At 45.1% G+C, this 17,605-nt stretch carries 13 protein-coding genes and 2 tRNA genes; 5 read left to right on the top strand and 10 right to left on the bottom strand.

Annotated elements, in window-relative coordinates; genetic code table 11:
• Positions 1 to 9: 9 nt before the first annotated feature.
• The 3 genes from H027_RS18200 to H027_RS0100630 are packed head-to-tail and all read right to left on the bottom strand — an operon-like array spanning position 10 to position 4,556.
• Entirely contained in the window at positions 10 to 2,034 is a 2,025-nt protein-coding gene (locus H027_RS18200; protein ID WP_237657964.1) for a response regulator, read from the bottom strand.
• Positions 2,012 to 3,142, bottom strand: coding sequence for an FIST signal transduction protein (locus tag H027_RS0100625; protein WP_024870607.1), 1,131 nt, complete (start codon positions 3,140 to 3,142; stop codon positions 2,012 to 2,014). Before H027_RS0100625 ends, H027_RS18200 begins: the two co-directional genes overlap by 23 nt.
• A gap of 25 nt (positions 3,143 to 3,167) precedes the next feature.
• Positions 3,168 to 4,556, bottom strand: coding sequence for a sigma-54-dependent transcriptional regulator (locus H027_RS0100630; protein ID WP_024870608.1), 1,389 nt, complete (start codon positions 4,554 to 4,556; stop codon positions 3,168 to 3,170).
• A 190-nt stretch (positions 4,557 to 4,746) separates the two neighbouring features.
• Here H027_RS0100630 and pabB point away from each other — a divergent pair, with 190 nt between their 5' ends.
• Positions 4,747 to 6,129, top strand: coding sequence for an aminodeoxychorismate synthase component I (gene pabB, locus H027_RS0100635; RefSeq protein ID WP_024870609.1), 1,383 nt, complete (start codon positions 4,747 to 4,749; stop codon positions 6,127 to 6,129).
• Positions 6,116 to 6,682, top strand: coding sequence for a CoA pyrophosphatase (locus tag H027_RS0100640; protein WP_024870610.1), 567 nt, complete (start codon positions 6,116 to 6,118; stop codon positions 6,680 to 6,682). Before pabB ends, H027_RS0100640 begins: the two co-directional genes overlap by 14 nt.
• Before the next feature lie 9 nt (positions 6,683 to 6,691).
• On the opposite strand, the gene H027_RS0100645 is transcribed toward H027_RS0100640, so the two are convergent.
• From H027_RS0100645 to sohB, 4 genes are all read right to left on the bottom strand, one after another.
• Positions 6,692 to 6,765, bottom strand: a tRNA-Cys gene (locus tag H027_RS0100645).
• A gap of 3 nt (positions 6,766 to 6,768) precedes the next feature.
• Positions 6,769 to 6,844 (bottom strand) — tRNA-Gly (locus H027_RS0100650).
• 123 nt (positions 6,845 to 6,967) lie between these two features.
• Positions 6,968 to 9,577 (bottom strand): type I DNA topoisomerase, encoded by a 2,610-nt coding sequence (topA, locus tag H027_RS0100655; protein WP_024870611.1) that lies wholly within the window; start codon positions 9,575 to 9,577, stop codon positions 6,968 to 6,970.
• Between the two features lie 156 nt (positions 9,578 to 9,733).
• Positions 9,734 to 10,753, bottom strand: a complete 1,020-nt coding sequence (gene sohB, locus H027_RS0100660; RefSeq protein WP_024870612.1) for a protease SohB — start codon at positions 10,751 to 10,753, stop codon at positions 9,734 to 9,736.
• A 114-nt stretch (positions 10,754 to 10,867) separates the two neighbouring features.
• Between sohB and H027_RS0100665 the strand changes: the two genes are divergently transcribed.
• Positions 10,868 to 11,824 carry a LysR family transcriptional regulator gene (locus H027_RS0100665; protein WP_024870613.1) on the top strand — a complete coding sequence of 319 codons (957 nt, stop codon included), beginning with the start codon at positions 10,868 to 10,870 and terminating at the stop codon, positions 11,822 to 11,824.
• Here the strand turns inward: H027_RS0100665 and H027_RS0100670 are convergent.
• Positions 11,811 to 12,980, bottom strand: a complete 1,170-nt coding sequence (locus H027_RS0100670) for a sugar efflux transporter (RefSeq protein WP_024870614.1) — start codon at positions 12,978 to 12,980, stop codon at positions 11,811 to 11,813. The genes H027_RS0100665 and H027_RS0100670 overlap by 14 nt on opposite strands.
• Before the next feature lie 88 nt (positions 12,981 to 13,068).
• On the opposite strand from H027_RS0100670, the gene H027_RS0100675 reads away from it, so the two are divergent.
• Both H027_RS0100675 and H027_RS0100680 read left to right on the top strand, forming a co-directional pair.
• Entirely contained in the window at positions 13,069 to 14,223 is a 1,155-nt protein-coding gene (locus tag H027_RS0100675) for a MalY/PatB family protein (RefSeq protein WP_024870615.1), read from the top strand.
• A 51-nt stretch (positions 14,224 to 14,274) separates the two neighbouring features.
• Positions 14,275 to 15,276 (top strand): TAXI family TRAP transporter solute-binding subunit, encoded by a 1,002-nt coding sequence (locus H027_RS0100680; RefSeq protein ID WP_051448937.1) that lies wholly within the window; start codon positions 14,275 to 14,277, stop codon positions 15,274 to 15,276.
• Between the two features lie 71 nt (positions 15,277 to 15,347).
• On the opposite strand, the gene tyrA is transcribed toward H027_RS0100680, so the two are convergent.
• Together tyrA and H027_RS0100690 are read right to left on the bottom strand one after the other, a co-directional pair.
• On the bottom strand, positions 15,348 to 16,475 hold the full coding sequence (gene tyrA / locus H027_RS0100685) for a bifunctional chorismate mutase/prephenate dehydrogenase (RefSeq protein WP_024870617.1): 1,128 nt from the start codon (positions 16,473 to 16,475) through the stop codon (positions 15,348 to 15,350).
• Positions 16,476 to 16,537: 62 nt separating this feature from the next.
• Positions 16,538 to 17,605: a 3-deoxy-7-phosphoheptulonate synthase gene (locus H027_RS0100690; protein ID WP_024870618.1), complete on the bottom strand. Its 1,068-nt coding sequence runs from the start codon at positions 17,603 to 17,605 to the stop codon at positions 16,538 to 16,540.

Below are 17,605 nucleotides of genomic sequence, written 5' to 3' on the forward strand. Positions count from 1 at the left end.
ATGAGCCGGCTAAACAGAATCAAGCCGGCTATGCAATGCTTGCCATGATGCCTCAGCGACATTGGTGGTAGCCTGCAACAATACAGCAATGTGTGGTTTTGACTCCCGACATGCAATTTCAAGTTGGCCACACATATCTTGTAAAGCAACAGCGCCCAGAGCACCCGCACTACTTTTCACCGCATGCGCATGTTTTGCTGCACCAGCAAGATCGTCTTTAGCTGTTAATTCAGCTAAGGCATCAAAATGCTCTTTGCTTTCCTGTAGGAAAATAGCGATCAGATGTTTGAATAAATCCGGGCTTGTATCATTGACCAAGGTTTGAATAACACGCTCATCCAGTATCGGTTTTGTTGTTCCAATCATGGCAACTGGTGACTCCACAACTTCTGACACGGTTCCTGTATTATCAGTTAATGTCCATTTTTTCAGCAATGAATATAATTGGTCTCGCTGTAATGGCTTGCTGAGATAATCATTCATCCCTGCTTCCAGACAGGCATCTCGATCATGAGCAAAGGCATGTGCAGTCATAGCAAGAATAGGTAAAGAGGCATAGCGCCTTCCCATGGCACGGATCTGCCGTGTTGCTTCCAATCCATCCATTCCTGGCATAGAAACATCCATGAGAACGATGTCAAACTCACGCTGTTGAACCATCGTAATAGCTTCATAACCATTATTTGCAATAGCTAGCTGGCATCCGGTTTTTTCCAGCATGGCTGTAGCAACCATTTGGTTTGTAACGCTGTCTTCAACTAATAAGATGCTGATTGGCAACGTCACGTGCTCTTCATTCTGGATTTGTTCCGGTACGTTGCCGCTTGTTTTGACAGGTAAGGTAAACCAAAAGGTACTGCCAATACCGGGGACTGAATGGCAACCTATTTTACCACCCATGAGCATGACCAACCGCGCAGCAATGGCCAGCCCCAACCCCGAACCACCAAAGCGTCGATCCAGATTTGTATCTACTTGTGAAAATTCCTGAAATAACCGCTGCTGATCCTGTTCTGAAATACCAATCCCAGTATCGCTGATGTGAAATATCATCATGGGAACAGATTCTGCCTTTTGCTGAGTAGCCGGCAACATTCTCACCGAAATACTGACGCTGCCCTTCTCTGTGAATTTGATAGCGTTCGCCAGTAGGTTTTGCAAAATTTGTCTTAATCGAGAAGAGTCTGCAGTCACTAAATCCGGAACGTCATGATGAATACTTAATCCAAAATGGAGCTTCTTCATTATGGCTTCTTTTTCAAATAAAGATGCCAGTCCATCAAGTAAATCATGCAGTTTGAACGACGTTGCTACCAGCTCCAAACGACCAGCTTCGATTCTTGAAAAATCCAATACATCGTTCACCAACTGTAATAAAGAACGTCCTCCTTCGCAGACCCCCTGAGTCAGCTTACGTTGTCGCTCATCAAGCTGCGTCTCTAGAAGCAATTCTGAAAGATTAATAACAGCATTCAGTGGTGTGCGGATCTCGTGACTCATCGTTGCCAGAAAATGGCTTTTTGCTTTATTGGCGGCCAGCGCTTCATCTCTAGCCTGGATCATGCTTTGCTGTGCAAGTTTAAGACGCTGGTATTGACGGCAACTGATCAATGCCAGCGCCAGTTTATTCACTAGCGGTAAAATTTCCTGCAGCAAGCCATCGCGAAATGGCGCACTGCGGCCAAGAAGTAATGCCCCAAAGTCCTGTATCGGCCAAGCATAGTAATAAAGACCTGCAGACTCAAAATAACAGAGAGGAACTGGCAACGCTTCATGGTGTGTCAGACATTCCAGTGAATGGTTAATAGCTTGATGTAAATACTGATTGCGGACTGCGGCTCTCGGCAAAATGTAGGATGGCGTATAGAAATCGTCTTGTTCGTCACGAAGTAAAACAACAGCCGTAGCGCATCCCAACCCTCTTAAAAATACAGGGATGCATTCAGAGAGCATTTTTTCCAATTCAATGCCCTCGCCAATCGACATAGCGATTTCATGTAATACTTCCTGCTCAATTAATCCTTGGCGTATCACTGGCAAGTAATCCTACAACCGATGTTTTATTATAAAGTTCAAGGTAGTCATAGCCGCTATTCGCTATTTCACCCAAAGTCAGTGCCCCGATTAATGGAATATCAGGCATAGCCACATGCGTTATTTCTCTGGCGAATAATTCCCCCAGAAATAACACTCTTGAAATACAATCCATGAACAACATAACTCGGGGTTTACGACCTTTCAGATTTTCCGCCGCTTTTTGTCGTGCACGACCAGCAGCGGCTGAGACATAATCAGGTTTTCCATGCATTACATGAACATACGAGCCACGTCTTACATCACCCACACAAACAATCCGTTCCCCATTGAGTGCGATGGGATCTCTGATCACTAGTTCATCCGCCAGTTTAGCAATGCCGAATGGATATGCTCTGGCGATTTCAGTAAAAGGTATTTCCGAAAAACAGATACCAGAATGGTCTTCAACAATACTCCGGTATACCTCTATCGCTGGTCGCCAATCAATAGAAATAATTTCATTCCCTTCTACCTCAGTGACCTTGAATGCCCGGGAAATCGATTGCCATCCATGTGCAACGCCAATACCACTCAAAATATCAGCCATCACTAAAACGGCAGCATCGGCTAATATACCCAGCGGAGTGATGACGCACGGCTGATCCAGTTTTTGCAACGAACCACATCCCCCGCCGATATAGTTTATTTCCAGACCATACTGATTAAATAAACCATCAATGAGCCGTTGAACCCCTGAACTCATACCATGTACGAAGGTGAACAACGTGCCTCTTTCTGTATTTTGCCAAGGGAGTTGCTGTTGCAATTCAATTTCGAGCTGAGTGTTCTTACTTATATTCGGAATAACGGCCATATTGAATGGGCAAGAAAGACCAATCAGTACAATCCCAGATGTCAGCAACAATTTATCGTGGATGACATAAGGGAAGATCCCGCCAATCACAGGCTTTGCATTAGCAACCAGCAACTGATTAATATCATCATGCGCTATTTCGGTTTGAGAGGCACATAACATGATGATAAATCGGATATTTGGATCTGCATTCAGGATTGCCAATTCATCCTGAAGTTGAAGCACACCCGCTGATACCAGTACACATTTCATACCGCGTTCCCAATATTGCAGACCATCAGGCCGACTGCCAAGCCAATCGCTTGCGATAAATAGTAGAAGGGCTAAGTTCCAGTAAAGCTGCCGCTTGTGGAATATTTCCGTCACAAGCAGCAATGGCATTCTCAATGGTCTCTTTTTCAACCACCCACATAGGCCGGATTTCTGCAGCACTATTTATTGCAGCTGCGGGTGTTAAAACGGTCTGAATGATAGGGATCGCCATTGATACGGTGTTTAACGGCGGAGGAAACATGGCAGGTAACACTTTTTCACCATCATGCAAAACCACGATATTACGTACTACATTTTGCAGTTGTCTGACATTTCCCGGCCATTCATAGTTCAGCAACATCTGTGCAGATTCAGGGCTGAAATCAATGAATCTCTTATTTTCTTCACTCGCAAATTGACGGAGGAATCGACGGGCAATAGCTAATACATCCTCTCCTCGCTCCCGCAATGGCGGTAATGCCACCGGAATAACGTGCAGACGATAATATAAATCTTCACGAAAACGCCCCGCCTGCACCTCCGCAATCGGATCCCGGTTGGTTGCACAAACGAACCGAACATCCACCGTTTCTAATTTGCTGCCACCTACGCGTTGAAAAGTCCCAGTTTGAATAAATCTCAACAGTTTGGCTTGTAAATCCAATTCCATTTCACAGATTTCATCAAGGAACAACGTACCGCCATCAGCGCGGGCTGCCGCCCCTTCCCGATCAGACTGGGCCCCTGTAAATGCGCCTTTAACATGTCCAAAAATTTCACTTTCGATCAAATCTCGAGGGATAGCAGCACAATTCAATACCACTAATGGTTTTTCTTTGCGAGGGCTGATCTTGTGCAATGTTTCGGCGCACACTTCCTTCCCTGTACCACTTTCGCCGGTAATAAAAACAGTGGCCTTACTGGGGGCTGCACTTTCAAGTATCCGGTACACAGCCTGCATTTGTAATGAGCTGCCGATGAATCCACCGAATCCAGATAAATCATAATTTGCACGATAGGTATCAACCAATGTACTTAATTGTTGATGCTTCGCGGCATTGCGCACCGTCGTGCATAACCGTTTTCCATCAAAAGGTTTGGTCAGAAAATCAAATGCACTGTGCCGCATGGCTTCGACAGCGATATCAACAGAGCCATGTGCCGTAATAACGACCACGCTGGTTGGCAGCCCCTGTTCGCTGACAAAACGCAGTAGCTCCATTCCATCCATGTCGGGTAATTCGAGATCCAGCAACAACACTTGTGGTGGTTGTGCTTTCAATGCCTCTAAGCCATCCTGACCCAGACGAAATGCTTTGATCTCATAGGATTCTGCACGTAAATAATCCTGATAGAGCATGGACAGCATTTCACTGTCTTCTACCAAATAAACCAGTGGACTCATCATTGTGATTCTCTTTGTTTTAATGTGCTCTTATTAACATTAACAGCTTAGCACTCATTCACAACATCTAGTTGTTGTCACTCAGATTTCTGAATCGATAACAACAACCTATATAAATTTAGAATTATTCGTTCCCAACTTCCTAATATGATACGCTTTGCGTACCACCCCTGCTATGCAACATCGTGTTTTCTACCTCATGCCGTCAACATTTCGCCTAAAGACGTTTCCTCTTCAATCGACAGCACAACAAATGTTCGCTGCGATTTCACATTTCCCCTGGGCTGTACTGCTTGAATCGGCAAGCCCAGATCATGTTGACAGCAGATTTGACATATTCTCAGCCGCACCCATTGCAACACTGGAAACCGTTGGGCCAATAACAACCATTACCGAGAAACAGCACACACACCAATCTTCGGCTGCACCACTCGCACTGCTTAAAGATGTTTTGCAACGCCAACTGGGCTCATTACCCACTTATCAGGGGGAATTGCCGTTCATTGGCGGTGCATTGGGGTTGTTAGGATATGATCTTGGCCGGCAAATAGAAAAACTCCCAGCGCACGCAATCAGGGATATCGACTTACCAGATCTCGCTGTAGGTATCTACGATTGGGCCTGGGTTCTTGATCACCAGACACAGGAAGCCCATCTTGTCGTCTGTGGTTCAGACAGTGAATTAGAGAACCGCTGGCAATGGTGGTTGCAACAAGCTCCTCAAGAAGCAAAATCTTTCAGCCTGACGTCCCATTGGCAAGCCAATGTATCGAAAGAGGAATACACCCTTCGCTTTGAGGCGATCCAGCGCTACTTACGTGCCGGAGATTGTTATCAAATCAATCTTACACAACGTTTTAATGCCAGCTATACAGGCGATGAATGGCAAGCATACTGTCAGCTATCGCAAGTAAATCAGGCACCTTTTTCTGCATTTATGCGACTACCCAACGCGGCGATACTCAGCTTGTCTCCTGAACGATTTCTGGCCTTAAATGATCAACAGGTTGAAACAAAGCCGATCAAAGGTACCCGCCCCCGTTATGCTGATCCGCAAGCCGATCAAGCCAGTATGGCTGAATTAAAAAACGCGTCGAAAGATCGGGCAGAAAATCTGATGATCGTTGATCTGTTACGCAATGATATTGGCCGGGTCTGTAAACTGGGGTCGGTACGGGTTCCTAAATTATTCGACATCGAATCATTTAATGCGGTACACCATATGGTTTCAACGGTGACAGGAACGCTGGATACTGAATATACCGCGGCAGAATTATTGCATGCCTGTTTTCCCGGTGGGTCCATTACCGGAGCACCTAAAATCAGAGCCATGCAAATTATCGAGGAACTCGAACCCCATCGACGCTCTGCTTATTGTGGCAGTATGTTTTATATCAGCCGTCATGGCCGCATGGATTCCAGCATTACAATCCGAACATTGATTGCTTGGCACGACAACTTATATGTCTGGGCCGGCGGCGGTATTGTTGCCGACTCAGAAGTGAATGCGGAATATCAGGAAACGTTTGATAAATTGGCAAAAATTTTACCCGTATTGGAAAAAGCGCATGAACCGGGCTGAACATTTTCTGAACCGTTTTATTTTGCAAACAACATCACCGATACCAAAAGAAATTTCCGTCCCCGTCCGTGACGCAGCAGTCATCATTCCATTAATACTACGTGCTGAAGGTTGGGTGGTACTGTTTACTCAGCGTAGCTGGCAGTTACGTCACCATCCGGGGCAGATTTGTTTCCCTGGCGGCAGAAAAGACGCAGAAGATATTTCACTGCAAATGACCGGGTTGAGAGAACTGGAAGAGGAACTGGGAATTTCTCCTCAATACGTCAATATCATTGGAGAAGTCTCTGGTGGTCAAACATTAAGCGGGTATCAGATCCATCCCTATTTAGCCATATTACACCCTACTTTTCATCTGCATCCTGCTAAGGCCGAAGTAGAAGCGGTATTCGAACTCCCTCTTGAGACGCTACTTAATAAAAACAATTACCACTTGCTACAGATCAATCGAAACGGCAAAACACATAAAATAGTGGCGATTACTGTGAACGGTTGGTTTATCTGGGGAGCTACGGCAAGAATGCTGCACCAATTAGCAAAGCATTATGGCTGACAAAAAATTTGGAGGCGCGTCCCGGAGTCGAACCGGGCTAGACGGATTTGCAATCCGCTACATAACCGCTTTGTTAACGCGCCGTTTGGAGCGGGAAACGAGACTCGAACTCGCGACCCTAACCTTGGCAAGGTTATGCTCTACCAACTGAGCTATTCCCGCTTAAAGACGATGTTGCCTGAACAACGGCGCGCATTATACGCAGCAGCGGAGTGAAGGCAAAATACTTTTTTAAAACAACAGGCTGACTGCCTAGTATTTCCGCACTTCACTCACACTAAACGATTATTTACTTTTCCCAGCAGAAATCTGCCAATGACCATTGGTAAAGTAAGCTGCCCAGCCTGTTGCCTTCCCTTCTACTTCAGAAGCAACATACTGTTCCTTGGTTTTACGACTAAAACGAACAACCGTAGGATTGCCCTGTGGATCTGCAACTGGCGCATCAGCAAGATACCGATGTTTCGGAGCTAAACGATCTTTAAACCGAGCCAGTTCAGCAACCAACGGTGCCCGTGTCTCGCGGGATTTAGGGAAAGTGCTGGCCGCAAGAAATAAGCCAGCCGCACCATCGCGTAACACAAAATGCGCATCTGATTTACTGCATTTCAACTCAGGCAATGCTACCGGATCTTCTTTTGGCGGCGCTACATCACCATTTCTCAATATCTTGCGTGTATTTTTACACTCAGCATTAGTACACGCCATAAACTTACCAAAACGCCCAGTTTTTAACTGCATGTCTGAACCGCAGCGGTCACACTCAACAACAGGGCCTTCATAGCCTTTCAGACGAAAATTACCAACTTCGATCTCATAACCATCGCAATCCGGATTGTTACCGCAGATATGAATTTTCCGAGTAGCGTCCAGAACATATGAATCCATCGCTGTGCCGCATTTTTTACAGCGGTGCATTGCGCGCAAGGCATCAACTTCACCATCTTCCGAATCAGCAGCAATGAATTCATCGCCCGGCACCAGATTGATAGTTTGCTTACAACGTTCTTTCGGTGGCAACGCGTAACCAGAGCATCCCAAGAAAACCCCTGTCGATGCAGTGCGTATGCCCATTTTCCGACCACAGGTTGGGCAATCGATATCCGTCAACACCATCTGGTTATTGCGCATACCGCCGGCTTCACCTTCTGCTTTTTGCAGATCCGCTTTGAATTCGGCATAAAACTCATCCAGTTGCTTATGCCAATCCAATCTGCCTTGTGCAATGTTATCCAGTGAATTTTCCATTTGCGCGGTAAAATCATAACTCATCAGATCAGTGAAACTCTCCACTAAGCGATCAGTCACGATCTCACCCATTTTTTCTGCATAAAAACGGCGATTTTCGACTTTTACATAACCACGATCCTGAATAGTCGAAATAATGGACGCATACGTTGATGGCCGACCAATTCCACGTTTTTCTAATTCTTTTACCAGTGCGGCCTCAGTAAAACGAGCAGGTGGTTTTGTAAAGTGTTGCTTAGGGTCAAGTTTAACCAGTCGCAACACATCGCCAGCATGAACCGCAGGCAACTCAATATCATCCCCTTTGCGTCCCATTGGAGGCAATACTTTAGTCCAACCCGCAAAGCGGAGGATACGACCTTTCGCTTTCAGTTCAAAATCAGCCGCAGTGACCGTCAGGGTGCTGGTGTCATATTGTGCAGCAGTCATCTGACATGCAACAAATTGGCGCCAAATCAGGTCATATAAACGGACAGCATCCGATTCCATATCTTTTAATGTGTCAGCTTTCACCTCGACATTAGAAGGACGGATAGCTTCATGTGCTTCCTGAGCATTCGCCTTAGCCCCATAAGCAATAGGTTCTTTAGGCAGGTATTTGTTACCAAATTGCTGGTCAATATACTCACGTACCGCTGCAACCGCTTCCTGACTCAGGTTGGTCGAATCTGTACGCATGTATGTAATGTGCCCCGCTTCATACAAGCGTTGCGCCATCATCATGGTTTTTTTCACACCAAAACCAAGGCGGGTACTGGCAGCTTGCTGTAATGTCGAGGTAATAAAAGGTGCAGATGGTTTACTACTGGTCGGTTTATCTTCGCGATCCCGGACTTGATAAGCAGCATTCGTCAATGCCTGCACGGCAGCCATTGCTTGTTGCTCATTTTTCGGATCAAAAGCCTTCCCCTGCTGACTAGTCACTTGCAAGCGCAAGGCTTCTTTCGATGCAGTCAAAGTATCAGCATGAATATCCCAATATTCTTCAGGAATGAACGCTTTGATTTCACGTTCTTTTTCCACAATCAGCCGGACGGCAACAGATTGCACTCGGCCTGCGGATAAGCCCCGGGCTATTTTTTTCCACAACAATGGGGAAACCATGTAGCCCACGACACGATCAAGAAAACGACGCGCTTGTTGCGCATTAACTCGTTCAATATTCAATAAGCCCGGATGAGAGAAGGCTTCCTGAATGGCGGTTTTGGTAATTTCGTTAAAAACAACGCGCTTGAAGCGGGACTCGTCACCGCCAATCAGTTCACGCAAATGCCAAGCAATGGCTTCCCCTTCTCTATCCAAGTCGGTTGCGAGATAAACAATATCTGCCTGAGCTGCCAGAGTTCGAAGTTCCGCAACCACCTTTTCTTTTCCTGGAAGAACTTCATAGCGCGCCTTCCAGCCGTGTTCCGGGTCTATCCCCATACGGGCAACAAGTGAGGAATACTCTTTTTTAGCTTTGTCTGCAGCAGTCGCTTTGGTGCCTTTTTTCACACCTTCTTTATCTGCAGATGAAGAGGTACTGCCACTTGTTGGCAGGTCTCTGACATGACCAACACTGGATTTGACAATAAAGTCTTTACCCAGATATTTGTTGATTGTTTTGGCTTTAGCCGGGGACTCTACAATGACCAGTGCTTTGCCCATATGACCGACGATTTCCTTATTAGCGCGCAAAATTAAGCATATTTAATAGCTTCGCCTGAATGCAGGCGAAGTCTCTTCTTTTTATAAAATGGTTGGAGCTGCAGTGATAATCAACTTTTATTTACATTAAAGCGGCAAAATTCTCATTTTTAATCATTAAAACGGTATCTTACAGGTCTCAATGACACGATATATTGCTCTTTCAACAGCCAATGACGCAGCATGAGAGAAACGATCGGCCAATCCTTTTTTGCTGTTATATGTCACTTTGATCACTTGTTTATTGTCAAATTGGGACAACAGGTAATCGTCACTGGTGCGTAATTCATCCACTAAACCTAATTTTTTCGCTTCTGCCGCTAACCAGTGTTCGCCTGTAGCAATTTGATCTATATCCATGCGAGGACGATGTTCGCTGACAAATTGCTTGAATTGTTGATGTACCGTTTCCAGCTCAGCTTTAAATTTTTCACGTGCTTTATCGTCATTCTCACCGAATATGGTCAGCGTCCGCTTAAACTGACCGGCAGTATGTAATTCGACATCGACATCGTGCTTTTTCAGTAAGCGATTGAAATTAGGCAGTTGTGCTACCACGCCAATTGAACCAACAATTGCGAATGGTGCCGCAATAATTTTTTGCGCCACACAGGCCATCATATAGCCGCCACTGGCCGCCACTTTATCGATGGAAACGGTGAGGAATAAACCACGATCACGAATGCGCTGTAATTGTGAGGCACCTAAGCCATAACCGTGCACAACCCCACCACCAGACTCAACTCTAACCAGAACCTCATCTTCACTTTTGGCCATCGTTAAAACAGCCGTAATTTCTTCCCGGAGTGCAGACACCTCTTTGGCATCCATACCACCCTTAAAGTCAATGAAGAACAGTCGGGATTTGGATGATTCAACTGTATTTTTTTTCTTCGCTTTAGCTTCTTTTTTCTGCTCTTTTACAAGGGATTTCCGTTGTTCTTTATTTAATAGCGACTCAGTCAGATGTTGTTTATTCCGAAGATATTCAGCCGAAAGATCCGTAATCTCCAGCTCGCCTTTGCGTATTTTATGGCGCGCAATTGCTGATATGATAGCGATCACACCCGCAGCAAACACGACAACAAGTGTGATACTCTTTGCTGCAAATAAACCATAATCATAAATAAATGCCATCATGCTCTCCTGAAAATGCAAAACTGTCGCATTCTACGCGGTTAATGCAGCAGACAAAATCACTAATGCACGATTGGCTCAAACAAGACAAAGATAATAATTGGAGACGGTAGGATGTTTCGTCCAAAAAGCACTCTGGAACAATGGCGTATTTTTCAGGCTGTCGTAGAACATGGTGGTTACGCGCAAGCAGCTGAAAAACTTAACAAGAGTCAATCGTCTCTCAATCACGCTATTGCCAAACTGCAGCAAACTTTGGGCGTTGCATTGCTTGAGGTCCGCGGACGCAAAGCTTATCTCACCGATGCGGGCGACATGTTTTTGCGCCGGGCAAAATCACTTAACCAGCAGATGCAAGAGCTGGAACTGCTGGCTCATAACATTCATCAAGGATGGGAAGCCGAAATTCGTTTTGCCATTGAATTAGCTCATCCTCGACGTCCTTTAAACCGTGCGTTACAAAACTACTACCCTGTTTCCCGCGGAACTCATTTGCAACTATTTGACTCTGTATTATGGGGCACTACTGAAATCATTCTTGAACAAAAAGCCGATATTGTTATTTCAGGCCAAGTACCAAAAGGTTTTCTGGGAGAGCCGCTTGCCGAGGTAACACTGTGGCCCGTATGCCATCCACAGCATCCGCTGGCATTGGAGCAAGGTATTTTAAGCCCTGACGAATTGAGCCAGCAGTTGCAAATTGTTATTCGTGATACCGCAAAAAATCCGAAAGAATTGACCGGTTGGTTAAAAGCAGAACAACGGTGGACGGTAACCAACTTCCATGAAGCAATAGAGATACTACTCACCGGAATGGGGTTTGCGTGGTTGCCTCAGCATTTGGTAGAAGGGTTTATCCAACGGCAGCAATTACACCGAATTTCATTACGCGAAGGCAATGAACGTAAATTCTTTACCCAATTGATTGTGCCTGCGCCTGAACGTTTGGGCCCCAGTGCCAACTGTCTTTTGGAGTGTTTACGTTTGTCTCACCCATTGACTGCCAGCTATTGGCTGAATAATAAGAAAACGACAACCGTTGAATTAAGCCCGCCAACTACAATGAGCTGATCCGCCATAAAGCACATAATGCACATAGAGATAAAACGGCGGATGTCATAAAAACCCCTTGAAATTGAAACCATTCGGCAATTGCCCCAGCCAACATACCGGCAACAATACCACCACAACGGATACTATTACTGAACAGAGTTGACGCCTGACCAGCATAACCCGGCAATAGATCCTGAAAACACGTCATCCCAATACCCGCCAAGATACCGATAAACAGCGCATTTAAAATTTGCGCCAAAAATAAAACTTGCTGCTGATGAAAAAATAACAGAATGGAATAAAAGCCAACCGCAGCGGTAGCCGAAATCAACATCAATTTGCGGTTTCCAACACGAGCACTGTAACGCCCAGCCAGCAGCATCACCGGTATCTCAAGTGCAGCAGCCAATCCCATTAACCACCCTGCTAATCCTTGCGGCCAATGCAAGCTTTTACTGATATATAAAGGCATGGAGATCAAATACATGCTGTTGCAAGTCCACAATAAAAATGAACTGATGAACAGTAATAAGAGACGTTGATTTTGCCATATAGAATCAGATTCTTTAGTGATCGGCGCTTTCTGCCGAGGAATAACCGGTAAGTAACGGATAATGAGCCAGACACATCCCAGATATAACACCGCAACGCCTGAAAACAGGTGCATAAAATCAAAGTGCGCAGCAATAAAAAACGCCAGCGGCGGACCAACCACCCAAGCCAAGGAAAATTGCGCACGCATTACCGTTGTGAAAGTGACCGCCGGTTTGTTTTGTGAATCGGTATACTCGCGAGCGAGTGCATACATTTGTGGTGTCATAGTTCCACACAAACTCATCAATAAAATACCGAGGCTGACTAACACACTAAAATGGCGGTCATAGGCATACAATAAACTACCCGCAATACCAGCTATTCCACAAATTATGATAAGCGGTTTACGATTACTGATATTGTCGGAATATTTAGCGAGGAGTTGCCCAACAACAATCCCCATTACCGCATTTACAGTAAAAAAACTCCCGACCAATAATGGCCTGACTTTGAGTTCTTCGCTTAAAAACAGACTTAACACCGGAACAAGAAAAGCAACTGCAAGACCAGTAAGAAACGCCACTCCCATGAAACTCATTTCTATTTTATTTCGCATAAAAGTTGGCAATAAACGCTTCATTTGTCTCGGTTTCCCCTTGCACCACCCAACATTTCACCCTAGAGTGACCTTTCTTTAAGGTCGCTCACTAAAATTACAGGGATGCAGCATGTTTGATTTCGATAAGCAGATTGATCGCCGCGGTACAAACAGCCTGAAATGGAATAAATATAAAGATCAAGACATTATTCCATTATGGGTAGCTGATACCGATTTTATGGCTCCTCAAGGCGTCATTGAAGCCTTACAGCAACGTGTTGCCCATGGTGTGTTTGGTTATAGTCGTCCATCACCACGTTTGATTGAACTGGTCATTGCGCGGATGCAACAGCGCTACGGATGGAAAATAGAACCCGAATGGCTGTTATTTATGCCTGGCGTGGTCCCCGGATTAAATTTTGGTATCAAAGCATGGTGCCGTCCTGAGCGGCATGTTATCACACCTAAACCGGTATATTATCCATTTTTACATGCACCTGAATACAATGATCGCCCCGTCAGTTATCTGCCGATGCAATTGGTAGATGATCGTTGGTTGCCTGATTTTGCCAAGCTGGAAGACCTGGCTAAAACGGCTGATGTTCTGCTGTTGTGTAATCCTCACAACCCCGGTGGTACTGTTTTTACTCGTGATGAATTAGAGAAGATTGCTGATATCGCTATTCGGCATGATCTGGTTGTGATTTCAGATGAAATTCACTGTGATTTGCTCTTGGAACCAGGCGCACAGCATATTCCTTTTGCATCCATTTCACCTGAAGCTGCAGCACGCACCGCTGTTCTCATGGCACCCAGCAAGACTTTTAACATCGCCGGTTTATGCAGTTCATTTGCTGTTATTCCAGACAACCGTTTACGGCTGAAATTACAGCAAGCCATGCGCGGTCTTATGGCTGATAACAATTTGATTGGCTTGGTTGCTGCCGAGGCGACATATGAACATGGCGAATCTTGGTTACAAGCCCAGATTGAATATCTGCGTGGTAATCGGGATCTGGTTGTACAAACATTAGGTAGCATCCCTGGTATTAAAATTGCCAAATTGGAAGCCACATATCTGGCATGGATCGATGTATCTGGCTTAGGCCTGGACGATCCTATCGCAGCTTTTGAAGCAGGCGGTGTTGGACTCTCTCCCGGCGCGCAATTTGGAGATAAAAACTTCGTGCGGCTCAATTTCGGCTGTAGTCGTACGCTATTGCAGCAAGCCTTGGAACGCATGGTAAAAGTGATTCAAACGACACGGCTAGCCGAACGGAAGTAAAACAGGGATAATCTTGCGCTTTCACATGTTCAACAACTTATAGGAAAGACTATGTCTTGCATGCGTTTTCGTGGCGTATATTTGACAAATGCACTGACATGGATATGTCTCACATTTGGAATCAGTACTGGTGTTTTAGCATCGCCACTGAGTAGTCTGACTATCTCAACTGGTAGTGTATCTGGTATTTACTATCCTGCCGGTGGTGCTATTTGCCGATTGGTAAATAAAAGCCTACGACAACGTATTCCACGTTGCTCCGTTATTACCAGCGAAGGTTCTGTTGCCAACATCGAAAAACTTCGCAACAAACAAGTCCCCCTGGCACTGGTTCAATCTGACGTTCAGCAACATGCCTTTGCTGGTACTCATGAATTTTCCACCAAAGGGAAGATGCCTCAGTTAAGAGCCTTATTTAGCCTTTATTCTGAGGCATTTACCTTGATAGCCCGTGAAGATAGCAAGATCAATCTCATGACTGATTTAATTGGGAAACGAATTGATCTTGGTAATGCTGGCTCGGGCGAACAGGCAACCATGCAGTTACTCATGAATCAGCTGAATTTGAAACCAGCCGATTTTGCTGCTATTTCCAGCCTGAATGCTGATGAACGGGCTCAAGAACTGTGTGATAACCAGACAGATGCATTTATATATGTGGTAGGCCACCCCAATGGTGCTATTCGCGAAGCCACAAATAACTGCGACACTAAGTTGATTTCCATACCACAAGAGCAAATTCAAAGCCTGTTATCTAATTATCCGGAATATCATGCAATGACAATTCCAGGTGGGTTGTATCAAGGTAATGATGCAGATGTTAATACCTTTGGTGTTTCAGCCACCTTATTAACAACCGATGAACTGGATGATGAAACAGCGTATCAGATCGTCAAAGCAACCATGGAAAATCTGACACAGTTAGAACGAAGCCATCCTGCACTGAAAGGATTGAAACCTGAAGATATGGCCAATGTGGGCTTAACCATTCCATTACACCCCGGTGCCATACGCTACTATCAGGAACACCATATTCCATTTAAGAAAATGTGATAGATGGATATGTGAACTAATAAAAAGACCAGCAATTGCTGGTCTTTTTATTTCATTAATCTTGAGCAGGATTAATCGTGATGACGGCGATCACTGGCTTGAGCAAGCAATTGCTTACTCTCTTTCAGGAATTGTTGTGCGTACTCACCAAAGAATGCTGACACTTCCTTAAAGTGAGAGATAAATGCCTGTTTATCGCCTTTTTCCAAACGCTGTATCGCCTCACCCATACGTTGATGGTAACGACGGATGAGCTGTAAATTTTGTTCAGAAGACAAAATGATATCAGCATACAGAGCAGAGTCTTGCGCAAAAAGACGACCCACCATAGCCAATTCAAGCCGGTAAATTGGCGAGCTGAGTGCCAACAAACGTTTCAAATCTGCTTTTTCTTCGAAAAGATGATAACCATAGACATATGTCGTGAAATGACGTAATGCCTGAATGAAGCTCATTGCATCATCGTGTTCTTTCGGAGTGACATACTGTAAGCGAGCCCCCCAAATCTGCATCTGCTCGAGCAACCATTGATACTGATCAGAACCCCGCCCACCACAGCAAACAATCACTTGCTTTGCCAAACTGGCAACATCAGGACCAAACATCGGATGTAATCCAAGTACAGGCCCGGCATGAGCGGCAAGCATATGTTCTACGGGAGCTTGTTTGATACTGGTGACATCCACTAACAGACAATCGGATGGCAGGTTCGTGAAACGATCCAGAATTTGACATGAGATGTCAATCGGAACCGCCACCAATACAACGCTAGCATCCGCTAATAGACTATCGGCATTATCCCAGTCATCTTTTTCCAAAATATCAACTTGATACCCTGAAAGACGAAACATTTGGACAAATAAACGTCCCAATTGCCCGGCACCGCCTACCACGACAATACGGCGAAGATCAGGCTTTACACATTTAAAACCGGAATCGTTTTCGCTGCTATATGATTCGCGCATAACTCGGCGCAGCACATCTTCGATCAAATCAGCAGGGATCCCAGATGCTTCCGCTTCCGCTCGACGACTAGCCAACATGGCGGCTTCACGCTCCGGCGCATAAACCGGAATACCATATCGACTTTTTACCTCTCCCACTCCAGCGACTAATTTCAGACGCTGCGTTAAAAGATCAATAAGTTGCTTATCCACGTGATCAATCTGATCTCGTAACGCATTCAACTCTTTATTCATCCGTCTGCTTCCATTAAACAAACTCCGGCCTAAAGCCGGAGTATATGATGCGGTATTCAGGTTTAGACTCGATTTCTCAACGGTTCTTTCAGTTCTTCGTAACAACCCGCCAACAATTTATCAGTTGCATGCCAATCAATACAGGCATCTGTAATAGAAACACCATATGCCATATCACATTTTGGCTGTTCGCTAGACTGGCTGCCCTCACCGATATTTGACTCCAGCATAATACCGATGATCGATTTATTACCATCCTGAATTTGATGAATTACGTTTTCAGCAACTAAAGGCTGTAAACGATGATTCTTATTTGAATTGCCATGACTGCAATCCACAACCAGGCTCGCTGGCAGTTTCGCTTTTGCTAATTCTTGCTCAGCCAAGGCAACATTAACAGAATCATAATTAGGTTGCTTGCCACCACGTAAAATCACATGGCCATCAGGATTCCCCTGCGTCTGTAATAATGCAACCTGACCCTGCTGGTTAATACCCATGAAAGAGTGTGAAGATGAAGCCGCTTTCAGTGCATTGATAGCCGTATCAAGATTGCCATCTGTACCATTTTTAAAACCTACAGGCATGGATAAGCCAGATGCCATTTCACGGTGTGTCTGCGATTCAGTTGTCCGGGCACCAATAGCAGACCAGCTGAACAAATCAGCCAAATATTGTGGACTGATCGGATCTAATGCTTCGGTAGCCAATGGCAGACGTAATTCGCCTAGCCAGGACAGAAGTTCACGTGCTTTTTGCAAACCCAGCTCAATATCAAACGTACCGTCCAAATTAGGGTCATTGATAAAACCTTTCCAGCCAACGGTTGTTCGCGGCTTTTCAAAATAGACTCGCATGACGATGTACAGAGTGTCAGTATATTTGTCATGCAGCGCTTTCAGACGAGTGGCGTAGTCTTTCGCTGCTTCCATATCATGAATTGAACACGGACCGCAAATTACCAACAAACGGTGATCGTTATGATGAACAATATCTGCAATCTGTCGACGCGCATCGGCAATGAAAGCAAGTGTTTCGTCGGAAACGGGGACTTTAGCTTTCAGCTCTTCCGGGGTTAATAAAACCTTTTCTGATTGGATGTGAACATTATTCAGTGAATCTTTCTGCAT

It is taken from the genome of Tolumonas lignilytica (genome assembly GCF_000527035.1).
Classification (GTDB): domain Bacteria; phylum Pseudomonadota; class Gammaproteobacteria; order Enterobacterales; family Aeromonadaceae; genus Tolumonas; species Tolumonas lignilytica.